The sequence below is a fragment of the Cellulophaga sp. L1A9 genome, assembly GCF_009797025.1.
Lineage (GTDB): Bacteria > Bacteroidota > Bacteroidia > Flavobacteriales > Flavobacteriaceae > Cellulophaga.
Genome location: NZ_CP047027.1, coordinates 1,627,190 through 1,640,692, shown reverse-complemented (window position 1 = coordinate 1,640,692; position 13,503 = coordinate 1,627,190). Strand labels below are relative to the sequence as shown.

Annotated in this window: 13 protein-coding genes; 8 read left to right on the top strand and 5 right to left on the bottom strand. The window is 33.9% G+C overall.

What is annotated here, in order from left to right:
- Positions 1 to 38: 38 nt before the first annotated feature.
- Positions 39 to 647 (top strand): superoxide dismutase, encoded by a 609-nt coding sequence (locus tag GQR94_RS06985; protein ID WP_158974812.1) that lies wholly within the window; start codon positions 39 to 41, stop codon positions 645 to 647.
- Positions 648 to 1,519: 872 nt separating this feature from the next.
- Here the strand turns inward: GQR94_RS06985 and GQR94_RS06980 are convergent.
- Both GQR94_RS06980 and GQR94_RS06975 read right to left on the bottom strand, forming a co-directional pair.
- Entirely contained in the window at positions 1,520 to 3,418 is a 1,899-nt protein-coding gene (locus tag GQR94_RS06980) for an amidophosphoribosyltransferase (protein ID WP_158974811.1), read from the bottom strand.
- A gap of 53 nt (positions 3,419 to 3,471) precedes the next feature.
- Positions 3,472 to 4,398 (bottom strand): PfkB family carbohydrate kinase, encoded by a 927-nt coding sequence (locus tag GQR94_RS06975; protein WP_158974810.1) that lies wholly within the window; start codon positions 4,396 to 4,398, stop codon positions 3,472 to 3,474.
- Between the two features lie 214 nt (positions 4,399 to 4,612).
- On the opposite strand from GQR94_RS06975, the gene GQR94_RS06970 reads away from it, so the two are divergent.
- Positions 4,613 to 6,106: a S10 family peptidase gene (locus tag GQR94_RS06970; protein WP_158974809.1), complete on the top strand. Its 1,494-nt coding sequence runs from the start codon at positions 4,613 to 4,615 to the stop codon at positions 6,104 to 6,106.
- Here the strand turns inward: GQR94_RS06970 and rnhA are convergent.
- Positions 6,103 to 6,570, bottom strand: coding sequence for a ribonuclease HI (gene rnhA, locus GQR94_RS06965; RefSeq protein WP_158974808.1), 468 nt, complete (start codon positions 6,568 to 6,570; stop codon positions 6,103 to 6,105). The two genes, GQR94_RS06970 and rnhA, sit on opposite strands and share 4 nt — an antisense overlap.
- Complete coding sequence (locus tag GQR94_RS06960; protein WP_158974807.1) at positions 6,563 to 7,129, bottom strand: phosphoribosylglycinamide formyltransferase; 567 nt, start codon at positions 7,127 to 7,129, stop codon at positions 6,563 to 6,565. The genes rnhA and GQR94_RS06960 overlap by 8 nt, the downstream gene beginning before the upstream one ends.
- Before the next feature lie 159 nt (positions 7,130 to 7,288).
- Between GQR94_RS06960 and GQR94_RS06955 the strand changes: the two genes are divergently transcribed.
- From GQR94_RS06955 to pyk, 5 genes are all read left to right on the top strand, one after another.
- On the top strand, positions 7,289 to 7,522 hold the full coding sequence (locus tag GQR94_RS06955; protein WP_008269813.1) for an acyl carrier protein: 234 nt from the start codon (positions 7,289 to 7,291) through the stop codon (positions 7,520 to 7,522).
- A 119-nt stretch (positions 7,523 to 7,641) separates the two neighbouring features.
- A complete protein-coding gene (fabF, locus tag GQR94_RS06950) occupies positions 7,642 to 8,892 on the top strand; it encodes a beta-ketoacyl-ACP synthase II (RefSeq protein ID WP_158974806.1) in 1,251 nt (416 codons plus the stop codon).
- Positions 8,893 to 8,899: 7 nt separating this feature from the next.
- Complete coding sequence (gene rnc / locus GQR94_RS06945; RefSeq protein WP_158974805.1) at positions 8,900 to 9,637, top strand: ribonuclease III; 738 nt, start codon at positions 8,900 to 8,902, stop codon at positions 9,635 to 9,637.
- Positions 9,638 to 9,772: 135 nt separating this feature from the next.
- On the top strand, positions 9,773 to 10,219 hold the full coding sequence (locus GQR94_RS06940; protein WP_233268649.1) for an IPExxxVDY family protein: 447 nt from the start codon (positions 9,773 to 9,775) through the stop codon (positions 10,217 to 10,219).
- A gap of 4 nt (positions 10,220 to 10,223) precedes the next feature.
- Positions 10,224 to 11,666: a pyruvate kinase gene (pyk, locus tag GQR94_RS06935; RefSeq protein ID WP_158974803.1), complete on the top strand. Its 1,443-nt coding sequence runs from the start codon at positions 10,224 to 10,226 to the stop codon at positions 11,664 to 11,666.
- Between the two features lie 113 nt (positions 11,667 to 11,779).
- Here the strand turns inward: pyk and GQR94_RS06930 are convergent, their stop codons facing one another.
- Entirely contained in the window at positions 11,780 to 12,352 is a 573-nt protein-coding gene (locus GQR94_RS06930) for a TetR/AcrR family transcriptional regulator (RefSeq protein WP_158974802.1), read from the bottom strand.
- A gap of 191 nt (positions 12,353 to 12,543) precedes the next feature.
- Here GQR94_RS06930 and GQR94_RS06925 point away from each other — a divergent pair, with 191 nt between their 5' ends.
- On the top strand, positions 12,544 to 13,392 hold the full coding sequence (locus GQR94_RS06925) for an AraC family transcriptional regulator (protein WP_158974801.1): 849 nt from the start codon (positions 12,544 to 12,546) through the stop codon (positions 13,390 to 13,392).
- The last annotated feature ends 111 nt before the right edge of the window (positions 13,393 to 13,503 follow it).

Genomic DNA, 13,503 nt, shown 5'->3' with positions numbered 1-13,503 from the left:
GTTAGACAACATTTTATTAACTTAAATACAAATATATTATGGCCTTTGATTTACCAAAATTACCATATGCATATGATGCACTAGAACCAAATATTGATGCTAGAACTATGGAAATTCACCATACGAAACATCATAATGGATATACAAATAATTTAAATAACGCTATCGCAGGTACAGATTTAGAGAACAAATCTATTGAAGTTATCTTAGATACTTTAGATATGAACAACGCTGCAGTTAGAAATAATGGTGGTGGTTTTTATAACCATTCTCTTTTCTGGGAAGTAATGTCTCCAAATGGTGGCGGTGAACCAACAGGAGAATTAGCAACTGCTATTGTAGCAGCTTTTGGTTCAGTAGAAGCTTTTAAAGATGCTTTTTCTAAAGCAGCAGCTACGAGATTCGGATCTGGATGGGCATGGTTATGTGTGCAAAAAGGTGGTAAGGTTGAAATTTGTTCAACACCAAACCAAGATAACCCATTAATGCCTGGTGTAGGTTGTGGTGGTTTCCCAATCTTAGGATTAGATGTTTGGGAGCATGCTTACTATTTAAACTATCAAAATAGAAGACCTGATTACATTAATGCATTCTTTAATGTTATTAATTGGGATAAAGTTTCTGAATTATATGCTGCAAACAAGTAGTAGAAAGTAAAATATTTTTTTTGAGTATAAAACCCACTAGTGAACGCTGGTGGGTTTTTTGGTTTATAAAAACAGAAAAGGATGGAGAAGTCTCCATCCTTTTCATCCCAAATCTTACCATAAACTTAACCTACTTATGCTATGGCTTTGCTAAGTTACTGGTATTGTGAGAAATATCAAAAGATATATGAAGATTTTATAGTGTAGAAGCTATAAGTTTTACGATAAAGAATCGATTAAATGCTATTTTTTGGGATAAAGTGCTGAGTATCAGAAATGAAAAAGGCGGAATATTATTCCGCCTTTTTCCCCCAAATCTTACCATGAACTTAACCTACTTATGCTATGGTCCTACAAAAGTAGGTTGAGATAGTATATTTTAAAGAAACTTTTAGATGAACGCCGTTAATCTAAGTTGAAATGCTCTTTTTAACTTTTTAGAAGTGTTTGCTGTGTTTTTTATGGCAAAAAAGTATAAAAAACAAAAAGGTGGAGTTAGACTCCACCTTTTATCCCCAAATCTTACCATGAACTTAACCTACTTATGCTATGGTTCTTCAAAGGTATGTTAACTATAGTGTTGTGCCCTAAAGTTTTAGATGAACACGCTATTATAAAAGCTGAAAGGTAATGAGTGGCGGAAGTTTTTTTGAAGTAATGATATAGTGTGGTTGGATTCGGAAAAGTCTAGAAATAAAAAAGGCGGAGTTAGACTCCACCTTTTTCCCCAAATCTTACCATAAACTTAACCTACTTATGCTATGGCTTTCTAAAATTACTCTTGCCACTCGTTGAAACGACTAATTTTACGCCAATCGGTTAATATTATCGATGAACTACACAATTTGGTGTATTTCGTCGATACTTATGGGTTAATATGCACGTTCGTTCTTTCCTTCGTAAAAATTAATAAATGCTCTGTTTACCACTCTATTTCCTCCTGGGGTTGGATAATCTCCTGTAAAATACCAATCTCCTAAGTTTTGCGGGCAAGCTTGATGCAAATTAGATATCGTTTGATAAATGATTTGTACCTCTGCATTAATCTCAGGGGAACTTAATAGCTCTCCAATTTTGTTTGATATCTCTGTAGCGGTAAAAGGTAAATAGAATTCTTTTACATAGTTGATTACATCTTTGTCTTTAGAATTTACCTGTGGTAGACATTTTTGATAGATTTCATCTACAATATGCATCGTGTTTCTGTCCTTGTGTAATTCTAGTGCTGCTCTAAAAGCAATGAAATCTTCAAGCTTCGCCATATCAATACCATAGCAATCTGGATATCTAATTTGTGGCGCAGAAGATACCACTACAATTTTCTTAGGATGTAGCCTATCTAATATTTTAAGGATACTTTTCTTCAGTGTAGTACCACGTACAATACTATCATCAATGATTACAAGGTTGTCTCCTTTTTTAACTGAACCGTATGAGATGTCATAAACATGCGCAACTAAGTCGTCTCTCCCGCTATCTTGTGCTATAAAGGTTCTAAGCTTCGCATCTTTAATTGCTACTTTTTCAATTCGAGGACGAACATCTAAAATTTCATGCAATTCTTCTTTAGTAATGTTTGAACCGATAGAAAGAATTTGTTCTTCTTTCTTTTTGTTCATATAATTTTGAGCCTCTTTCACCATTCCGTAAAATGAGGTTTCCGCGGTATTTGGAATGTATGAGAATACCGTGTTTTTTATATCTCCATCAATACACTTTAGTATTTGAGGGAATATAAGTTTTCCTAATTCTTTACGTTCTTGGTAGATTTCTTTATCACTACCTCTTGAGAAATAAATACGTTCAAAAGAACAAGCTTTACGTTCTGTAGGTTCTAAAATTTCTTTGATAATGGTGCTCCCATTCTTTTTTACAAGAATTGCATGTCCAGGATCTAATTCTTTTATATCTTCAAATTGAACGTTGAATACGGTTTGTATTGCGGGTCTTTCTGAGGCAACCACAACAACTTCATCATCCTGATAATAGTAAGCAGGTCTAATTCCTGCAGGATCACGTAATACAAAGGCATCACCGTGACCTAACAAGCCGGCCATAGTATAACCACCATCCCAGTTTTTTGCTGCTCTGCGCAAGATCTTAGCAACATTTAAGCGCTCTGCTATTAATGGAGAAGCTTCTTGCTTGCTAAAACCTTCTTTTTTTATTTGCTTGTATAGCTTGGCAACGGCATCATCTAAAAAGTGACCGATTTTTTCCATAACGGTTACCGTGTCTGCCATCTCTTTTGGATGTTGCCCTATTTGAATCAAATTATCAAAAAGCTCATCAACATTGGTCATGTTAAAATTTCCAGCAACAATAAGATTACGATGCATCCAATTATTTTGTCTTAAAAAAGGATGTACACTTTCAATACTATTTTTACCAAAAGTACCATAACGTACATGCCCTAGTAAAACTTCCCCGATATATGGAATGTGTTTTTTTTGAAGTGCAACATTGTTTTCATACTCCGGATTTTCTTTAATGGCGGTATTAACTCTGTCATTAATTTGAGCAAATATATCTTGAATAGGTTGCTGTGCGATAGAGCGTACTCTGCTCATGTAACGTTCGCCAGCCGCCATGTCTAATTTTATACTTGCAAAACCAGCACCGTCTTGACCTCGATTGTGCTGTTTTTCCATCATAAGGTACATTTTGTTTACGCCGTAAAAAGCGGTACCGTATTTTTCTTGATAATATTCTAGCGGTTTTAATAAACGTATTAAAGAAATTCCGCATTCGTGTTTAATGGCATCACTCATTTTCTTGTCGAAGTATATTAAAAAAGCCCTGAAAAGACAGGGCGTAGGTTTTTTTATTGTAATTCAATATCAAATTGGCTTAACTCTTTGAATTGATGTAATCTCTTCGTGGTTTCTTCCTTTGTTAATTTTTTCATGCGCTCGGTGCCAAATTTTTCTACACAAAACGATGCTAAGTTAGAGCCCTGTATAATAGCATTTTTCATATTATTGAAAGAGATATTTTGTGTCTGTGCTAAATATCCCGCAAAACCACCGGCAAAAGTATCACCAGCGCCAGTTGGGTCAAAAACTTCTTCTAACGGAAGCGCAGGAGCAAAGAAGACATTCTTCTCATGGAACAATAGTGCGCCATGTTCTCCTTTTTTAATCACTACATATTTTGGCCCCATTTTTTCAATTACAGCTGCTGCTTTAACTAAGGAGTACTCTCCGCTTAATTGGCGTGCCTCTTCATCATTAATGGTAATCACATCAATATGTTTAATCACCTCTAATAATTCAGGTAAGCTATTGTCCATCCAAAAATTCATAGTATCCAATACTATTAATTTTGGTCGTTTTTCCATCTGATTAATTACACTTAGTTGAACACTAGGGTGTAAGTTTCCTAACATAACAACATCGGCATCTTTAAAGCTATTTGGTACTACAGGATTAAAGTCTGCTAATACATTAAGTTCTGTTGCTAGCGTGTCTCTAGAATTTAAATCATTATGATATTTACCCTTCCAATAAAAGGTCTTGCCTCCTTTTACAATCTCTAAACCAGAAAGATCAATGTTTTTATCTTTTAAGAGAGTTAAGTACTCCTCTGGCATATCATCGCCAACAATAGAAACAATTGCAGATGCAACATTAAATTGAGATGCTGCTAAGCCAATATACGTTGCAGCTCCTCCTAATATTTTATCCGTTTTTCCAAAAGGTGTTTCAATAGCATCAAAAGCAACCGTTCCAACAATTAATAATTTACCCATTATGGTCTGTAATTTTGTGCAAATATAAGGGTAACTTTTGAGGTATGTAAAGCAGAATTAAAAAAGTATGAACAGTTTAACTAAGTTATTTAGAATGTAAATTTTAGGAGCATTGTGTGTTTTATGGGGTATGGTCTGCATCTATTTTAAAGCTTACGAACAGCATATCTGTAAAATTGATTATTTTTAGAATTCAATTTTTATAAATACGTGTATGAAAGCTATAAGTTGTCTTTTCCTGATTTCATTTTTATTTATTAATGCTGCTGCTTTTGGTCAAAGTAGAAAAATCCCTGTAGATACAATTATCACTACCAAAAACAAGGTGACTATAAATGGAACCTTAGTTAATTATACGGTACAAGCGGGAATGCAACCTGTTTGGGATGAAAGCGGAAAACCAATAGCGAGTTTGCAGTATACCTATTATACTAGAGATAATATAAAAGACCGTGCGTCAAGGCCATTGCTTATTTCGTTTAATGGGGGCCCGGGCTCTGCGTCTGTTTGGATGCACTTGGCTTATACGGGGCCTAGAGTGTTAAAGATTGATGACGAAGGATATCCAGTACAACCTTATGGGATAAATGAAAATCCCTATTCTATTTTAGATGTAACGGATATTGTATATGTAAATCCTGTAAATACCGGCTACAGTAGAACTATTCCTGAAACGGGAGATGATGTAGATCGTAAAAAGTTTTTTGGGATTAATGCCGATATAAAATACTTAGCAGAATGGCTAAACACGTTCGTAACAAGGAGCAATCGTTGGCGTTCTCCTAAATATATTATTGGAGAAAGTTATGGAGGTACTAGAGTTATGGGTTTAGCTCTGGCTTTGCAAGACCAACAATGGATGTATTTAAATGGTGTTATTATGGTTTCACCGGCTGATTATAAGGTTTTAAGAGAAGACGGACCTGTTTCAGGGGCTTTAAACTTACCGTATTACACGGCTGCGGCGTGGCATCATAAAGCGTTACCGGCAGAATTACAAAACAAAGACTTGAATGATATCTTGCCTGCTACAGAAGCGTATACCATAAATACTTTACTGCCTGCAATTGCTAAAGGCGGTTTTATTTCTGAAACCGAAAAGAATGATGTGGCTGAAAAGATGGCCTTTTATTCTGGCTTGTCTAAGAAAGAAATAATGGATCAAAACCTTATCGTGCCTACACAATATTTCTGGAAGAATTTATTAAAGGAGAAAAGTGGCCATACTATAGGAAGGCTAGATGGTCGGTATTTAGGAATAGATAAACAGTTGTCTGGAGATAAACCAGATTATAATGCCGAAATTACCTCTTGGTTGCACAGTTTTACTCCTGCAATTAATTACTACTTGCAAGAAGAGTTAAATTTTAAGACAGATGTTAAGTACAATATGTTTGGTCCAGTGCATCCTTGGGATAATAGTAAGGATAATACCCGTGATAATCTAAGACAGGCTATGGCCCAAAATCCATACTTAAATGTATTGGTGCAGAGTGGGTATTATGATGGCGCAACAACCTATTTTAATGCTAAATATACCATGTGGCAAGTAGATCCTAGTGGCCGTATGAAAGATCGGTTTGAGTTTAAGGGGTATAGAAGCGGACATATGATGTATTTGCGTAAAGAAGATTTAAAAAGTGCAAATGATGATATTCGTGCTTTTATCAGTAAAACTCAGGCTAAAGGTAAAAGCGCAAAATATTAATTGGTTATAAAGCCAGTGTCTTCTTTTAGATTACGTTCTTTTGATGCGGCAACAGCTAATGTGTCGCATCTTTCATTTTGTCGGTGGTTATTATGGCCTTTAATCCATTGGAAAGACACCTTTTGTTTTCTATACTCAATAAGGAAGAGTTTCCAGAGGTCTGGATTCTTTTTTCCTTTAAAATTGGTTTTCTCCCATTTTACGTACCATTTTTTTTCAACGGTGTCTACTACATATTTAGAATCTGTGAAGACTTTTACTGTAGTGCCCTCATTTTTAAGCTTTTTTAATGCTTCAATCACAGCAAGAAGTTCCATTCTGTTGTTTGTGGTGTGTTTAAAGCCTTCAGAAAATTCCTTTTTATAAGGTTTTCCTACCCATTCCATAACAATACCATACCCTCCAGGACCAGGATTGCCTCTTGCAGCGCCATCGGTATAAATATGTACTTGTTCGTTATCCATGTAATATTTGATCTATAACTTTAGGAAAGTGTTCGTATTCTAATTCGTGAATTTTTTTAGCGATATCATCCGGATTATCTTCGGGTGAAATATCCGTTTTTATCTGTTTTATAATCGCACCTTCGTCGTAATTTTCGTTCACAAAATGGATTGTAATGCCAGTTTCTTGCTCATTATTGTCTTTTACGGCATTATGAACATTCATTCCATACATTCCCTTACCTCCGTATTTTGGGAGTAGTGCTGGGTGAATATTTACAATCTTATTCGGGAAGTTTTTAACTAGTTTTTCAGGAATTTTCCAGAGGAATCCTGCCAATATAATTAAGTCGGGATTCATCCCTTTCAATATATCTAAGATACAATCAGTATCATAAAACGAGGTTTTATTAAAATATAAACCACTTATTTTCAGTCTATTACATCGTTCTAAAACTTTGGCATCGCTTTTGTTAGTAAATACAGAGGCGATAGTAACCTCGGAATTATCTTGAAAATAATGTACTATGTTTTCAACATTAGATCCAGAACCAGAAGCAAAAAGAACAATACGTTTCATAAGGTATTTTGGGGTTATTAAAGAGATAAAATCTTAGGCGAAAATAACACTCTTGTAATTAATTTGGTTAAAATCTGATACATTTTAACGACAAATAGTGTTATTAATCCAAAGTTTTTTATTTTTGCCACCAGTTAAATTTTTAAAACAAGAATAATTATGTCAGATATTGCATCAAGAGTTAAAGCTATCATCGTTGATAAATTAGGAGTTGATGAGAACGAAGTTGTTACTGAAGCAAGCTTCACAAACGACTTAGGAGCAGATTCATTGGATACTGTTGAGTTAATCATGGAATTCGAAAAAGAATTTGATATCCAAATTCCAGATGATCAAGCAGAGAATATTGCTACTGTTGGTCAAGCTATAAGTTATATAGAAGAAGCAAAGTAATTTTATGATATCTTAATTAAGATTATAAAATATCCATGTGGTAATTACTCCGCATGGATATTTTTTTTTAATTTACACCTACTTTTGATAAAGTTGTTTACTTAAATAAAATGAAATCAATGCAGTTAAAGCGAGTTGTAGTTACAGGAATTGGGGCATTAACCCCAATTGGTAATACTATTGAAGAGTATTGGGATGGTTTGGTGAATGGTAAAAGCGGTTCGGCTCCAATAACCTATTATGATAGTGAGAAATTCAAGACCAAATTTGCTTGCGAGCTAAAAAACTTCAATGCTGAAGATTTTTTTGATCGAAAAGAAGCAAGAAAATTAGACCGGTTTGCACAGTATGCAATAGTGTCTTCAGATGAGGCAATCAAAGACAGTGGTATCGATTTTGATACGGTTGATAAATTTAGGGTTGGTGTAATCTGGGGAGCTGGTATAGGAGGTTTAGAGACATTTCAAAATGAAGTACTAAATTTTGCTGCAGGTGATGGTACCCCAAGGTTTAATCCTTTCTTTATTCCTAAGATGATTGCAGATATTGCCCCAGGTAATATTTCAATTAGACATGGTTTTATGGGGCCTAATTATACTACAGTTTCTGCATGTGCATCATCTGCAAATGCAATTATTGATGCTTTAAATACGATTAGACTAGGGCATTGTGATGTTGTAGTTACTGGTGGTAGTGAGGCAGCAGTTACAATTGCTGGTATGGGTGGTTTTGGTGCAATGCATGCATTATCAACCAGAAATGATGAAATGGAAACGGCCTCGAGGCCTTTTGATGCTACTCGAGATGGTTTTGTACTTGGTGAAGGCGCTGGAGCGTTAATCCTTGAAGAATATGAACATGCAATAGCTAGAGGTGCAAAAATTTATGCAGAGGTTGCTGGTGGCGGACTTTCGAGTGATGCTTACCATATGACTGCTCCACATCCTGATGGAATTGGAGTTGTTCGTGTAATGCAAAACTGTTTGAAAGACGCAGGTCTTAAGCCAGAAGATGTTGATGCTATTAATACACACGGTACTTCTACACCACTTGGTGATGTTGCAGAATTAAAAGCAATATCTAAAGTTTTTGGTGAACATGCCCATAAAATTAATATCAACTCTACAAAGTCCATGACTGGGCATTTGTTAGGTGCAGCAGGAGCTATTGAAGCTATTGCCGCTATTTTGTCTATGGAACACGGAATAGTACCTCCGACGATTAATCACACACACGTTGATGAAAACATTGATCCAAAATTAAACTTAACGTTGAATAAGGCTCAAAAAAGAGATGTGAAAGTTGCATTAAGTAATACTTTTGGTTTTGGTGGACACAATGCATGTGTTATCTTTAAAAAAATAAGTTAATCAATTGATGAATTTTCCCTCAAATATATTTAATTCCCATTCTAAGGAGGATGGGGATTTTTTTTTAGGGATGACCCGAATTTTAGGTTTTAGACCTAAAAACCTGGCTGTTTATAAGAAAGCTTTTTTACATAGATCTGCTAATATTAAGGATGAAAATGGTACTCCTATGAACTATGAGCGCCTTGAATTTTTAGGCGATTCTATGTTGGGAACCATCATTTCTAAATATCTGTATAGTGAAGTTCCCTCTGGTGATGAGGGGTACTTAACTAAAATGCGCTCTAAAATTGTTAGTAGGGAGCATTTAAATGAGTTGGGTAAAGATTTAAATTTAATTCATTTTGTAGAAAGTAGAATACCTAAGTCGCATTTTGGAGACAATATCCACGGAAATGTTTTTGAAGCCTTGGTAGGTGCTGTTTATTTAGATCGTGGCTACAAGTACTGTCAAAAATTTATAGATAAGACAGTTATAGACCCTTATGTTGATATAGAACAATTAGAAGGCAAGGTTATTAGCTACAAAAGCCTTTTGATAGAGTGGTGTCAAAAGCAAAAAAAATCATTTTACTATGATATTTATGAAGATTCAGGTAATGATTCGGTAAAGCATTTTGCAGTTAAACTTCACATAAATAAAAAAATAGTTTCTAAGGCTAGAGCAACTTCAAAAAAGAAGGCCGAAGAAATTGCTTCCAAAAGAGCTTATTATGCGTTACAAAATAAAATAGATAAAGAATAGTGTTATTTTTTTAAATCTATAACGTTTTCGCAACTTTTCGCACTTTAAAAAAATGTTATCTACTAGTATTAGAGGAGTAGAAATCATATATTTACAACTTGATTTTTTTACTAGGCTATGGTCGCAATGCATAAAATGTCGTTGGATTTTTACGAAGATTCTTTTGCTTTGATTGCTTTGCATTGTAGTATGGAAGACTATAAATTAGCCTACACCATAAATAAATTTCTTAAATGTGGTTTTAAAAGGCGCAAGGATAATTTAGTGTTTTCTGATACAATTTCGCTTCCCGTTTTTGAATGGAAGGATACTATAAATGATCGCTATTGGATGCTGATTTCAAACAGCGGACAATCTGAAGAGAGTAATGATAATACAGGATTGTTTAATGATATGCCTTCTATTAAAAAACAACACTTAATTCCGGAATATAAAAACGTTGATTATTTCATAAAGTTAGAACAAGAAGATTTAAACGCAGAGACTGCTATCTTAAAATCAATATTGGCCATACCTAAAATAATTACCGCTTATACCATAAACACAGATACCTTAAAATCTAAAAATAATTTAATATTTTAAAATAATGCTGACTAAAAAAAAGACAAAGATTGTTGCTACATTAGGACCTGCTACAAGTAAGAAAGAAGTTCTAAGAGATATGATTAATGCTGGAGTAGATGTCTTTAGGATTAATTTTTCTCATGCAGATTATGAAGATGTTGCAGAGCGTATTAAAATGATTCGCGAGCTTAATGATGAGTTAGGATTAAACATATCTATTTTAGGAGATTTACAAGGCCCTAAATTAAGAGTAGGTGTGATGGCGGGAGAAGTTGTTGTTGCTCCCGGAGATGAAATTACATTCGTTACAGGAGAACCATTTGAAGGTACTGCTGAGCGTGTTTATATGAACTATGCTTCGTTTCCAAAAGATGTAAACCCAGGAGAGCGTATTCTTTTGGATGATGGTAAACTTATGTTTCAGGTAATCTCTACAAATAGAGAGAATGAAGTTTTAGCAAAAGTGATACAAGGTGGTCCACTTAAATCTAAAAAAGGAGTAAACCTACCAAATACGAATATATCGCTTCCAGCGCTTACAGAAAAAGATATCAAGGATGCCATCTTTGCAGTCTCTCAAAAAGTAGATTGGATTGCTTTATCATTTGTTCGTTTTAGTCAAGATTTAATAGATCTTCAGAATTTAATCAAAGAACATACGGATGAAAAAATTCCGATCATTGCTAAAATAGAAAAGCCAGAAGCTGTTGAAAATATTGATTCTATAGTTGCTTATTGTGATGGTTTAATGGTTGCTCGTGGAGATTTAGGTGTAGAAATTCCTGCACAAGAAGTTCCATTAATTCAAAAACAATTAGTGTTACGTGCAAAAAGAGCTAGAATTCCTGTAATTATTGCAACTCAGATGATGGAGACAATGATTACAAGTTTAACACCAACAAGAGCAGAAGTAAATGATGTTGCGAACTCTGTAATGGATGGTGCAGATGCTGTGATGTTATCTGGAGAGACTTCCGTAGGTAATTATCCAGTACAAGTAATTGAAAAAATGTCTAGCATCTTAGAGACGGTAGAAAATTCAAGCTTAATTAAAGTGCCACACGAAGCGCCACATGTAAGAACAAAACGTTTTATAACAAAATCTGTTTGTTACCATGCAGCTTTAATGGCTAATGATATTAAAGCAAAAGCAATATCTACATTGACAAATAGTGGGTACACCGCGTTCCAAATTTCTGCTTGGAGACCAAGTGCACACATTTTAGTTTTTACATCAAACAGAAGAATCTTAACGCAGCTTAACTTATTGTGGGGTGTTAAAGCATTCTATTATGATAAGTATGTGACTACCGATGAAACAATCGAAGATGTAAATAAAATGGCTTGTGAAAAAGGATATTTAGAAATAGGCGATATGCTTGTGAGTCTTGCAGCAATGCCAATGAAAGATAAAGGTATGGTGAATACGTTAAGAGTTACAGAAATAGAGGCTTCTCACATGTAACCACAAAATTATATATTTAAAAAACCTCAATCTTATTTATTTAAGATTGAGGTTTTTTGTTTTTATGCTTTATAAGGTGAAATTAAAATTGAACCATATTAATAGGTTTCAATTTAGTTATTGTTTGTGATCATTTGATTGGCAATACTTTTTGCAGAATAGATAGGCCAGTCATTTTGATGTAAGTAGCTTTCAGAAATAGCACTCTCATAGAGTAAATAAATGGCATTTGACAAACGTTCAGATTCCGCATTTGAGTTTTGCGGTATGTTTTTCTGAACTAAATCTTTTAAAAACTGCAAGAGATTATTTTTCTGATGCTGAATTTCTTCTCGAATGGTTTTATTTTCTTTTCCTATTTCAGAGATGCACTTACAGGCCCAGCAACCATTAAAATTTGAAGCCCTATAAAGCTCTCTTAGGTAATCAAAAATACCTAAAAGTTTAAGTCTTACATTATCTTGCGTTTCGATAAAAAGCGCTAATTCTTGCATAAACTTTGAGTTCATATCTTTTAGATATTCAATACAAAGTTCTTCTTTAGATTTAAAATGATTGTATAAAGTAGCTTTTGCAATATGTGCATTTTCAATAATTTCATTTATTCCGGTAGCGTTATATCCTTTTGAGTAGAATAGATCAGACGCAACTTTAATAATATGATTTCGTAATTCTAATTTTTTCATAAAAAAGAAACTGCTTTGAATGTTTTTATGGGGGGCTATCTTATAAATATAGGTAGGTTTTTATAAATTTAGATACACTTTTGTATATGTTTTTTAGGGTGGTATTAAAATTCAATACTAGGATGTATTTTAGAGGTGTAAGATTATTTTTAATTTCTGACTAATTAACCTACACTGCAAAATCAACTTCTATGAAATATGAATTCTATGATACTAATTTAGGTTCTATATTTGGGTTAACAGATGATATTAAGAAAGATGAAAAATCATTCAGAATTAATTCTTCTACCATTAGTTTTTTGTGGAATAGGAATAGTACAGCTTTAGAGCTTACCATTGATGATGCAAGCATCTTATTATTGCCCAATCAAATAGTAACCACGACCTACTTACATCATGTTTCCTTTTCTAAAACACAATTACCTTTAACTAGTTTCTTATTCAATAGGGAGTTTTATTGTATTGCAGATCATGATAGTGAGGTGTCATGTAACGGAATCTTATTTTTCGGCACACAAGACTTACCTATCATATCTATTCCCGAATCTCAGGAGAAAAAATTTGAAACACTTTATGAAATTTTCCAGGATGAGTTCACTACACCTGATAAAATTCAAGGAGATATGCTGCAAATGCTTTTAAAGCGATTAATTATTATTTGTACTCGTTTAGCTAAAGATCAACTTATCTTAAAAGATTTTGACAATGAACAAGTAGATGTCATTAGAAAATTTAATGTTTTAGTAGATACCCATTATAAAACAAAACGAAAAGTGGCTCAGTATGCAGATTTACTTTTTAAGAGTCCTAAAACATTATCTAATCTTTTTGCGAAATACAATCAAAAATCTCCTCAGCAAATTATTTTAGAACGGATAACATTAGAAGCAAAACGCTTAATGCAGTTTACAGACAAACAAAATCAAGAGATTGCTTTTGAACTTGGTTTTAATGATTCTGCCCATTTTAGTAGTTTTTTTAAAAAAATGACGAGTATCTCTCCTACACAATATCGTGAAAACAAGTCTATTTTAGGCTAAGGGGAAATTTCTACAACTCGTCGGGAAATTAGTGATAACAAAAAGCTTGATTCTCTCCGCATCTTTGTACTGTAATTAAAAAACAGCTAAAAGATGAAAACAAAAAATAAA

Excerpts from the sequence above, each read along its gene's own strand:
- GQR94_RS06985 (WP_158974812.1), top strand. The coding sequence starts at position 39 with ATGGCCTTTGATTTACCAAAATTACCATATGCATATGATGCACTAGAA.
- pyk (WP_158974803.1), top strand. The coding sequence starts at position 10,224 with ATGCTGACTAAAAAAAAGACAAAGATTGTTGCTACATTAGGACCTGCT.
- GQR94_RS06960 (WP_158974807.1), bottom strand. The coding sequence starts at position 7,129 with ATGAAACGTATTGTTCTTTTTGCTTCTGGTTCTGGATCTAATGTTGAA.
- GQR94_RS06970 (WP_158974809.1), top strand. The coding sequence starts at position 4,613 with ATGAAAGCTATAAGTTGTCTTTTCCTGATTTCATTTTTATTTATTAAT.
- rnc (WP_158974805.1), top strand. The coding sequence starts at position 8,900 with ATGAATTTTCCCTCAAATATATTTAATTCCCATTCTAAGGAGGATGGG.
- GQR94_RS06925 (WP_158974801.1), top strand. The coding sequence starts at position 12,544 with ATGAAATATGAATTCTATGATACTAATTTAGGTTCTATATTTGGGTTA.
- GQR94_RS06975 (WP_158974810.1), bottom strand. The coding sequence starts at position 4,398 with ATGGGTAAATTATTAATTGTTGGAACGGTTGCTTTTGATGCTATTGAA.
- GQR94_RS06955 (WP_008269813.1), top strand. The coding sequence starts at position 7,289 with ATGTCAGATATTGCATCAAGAGTTAAAGCTATCATCGTTGATAAATTA.
- GQR94_RS06930 (WP_158974802.1), bottom strand. The coding sequence starts at position 12,352 with ATGAAAAAATTAGAATTACGAAATCATATTATTAAAGTTGCGTCTGAT.
- GQR94_RS06980 (WP_158974811.1), bottom strand. The coding sequence starts at position 3,418 with ATGAGTGATGCCATTAAACACGAATGCGGAATTTCTTTAATACGTTTA.
- rnhA (WP_158974808.1), bottom strand. The coding sequence starts at position 6,570 with ATGGATAACGAACAAGTACATATTTATACCGATGGCGCTGCAAGAGGC.
- fabF (WP_158974806.1), top strand. The coding sequence starts at position 7,642 with ATGCAGTTAAAGCGAGTTGTAGTTACAGGAATTGGGGCATTAACCCCA.
- GQR94_RS06940 (WP_233268649.1), top strand. The coding sequence starts at position 9,773 with ATGTCGTTGGATTTTTACGAAGATTCTTTTGCTTTGATTGCTTTGCAT.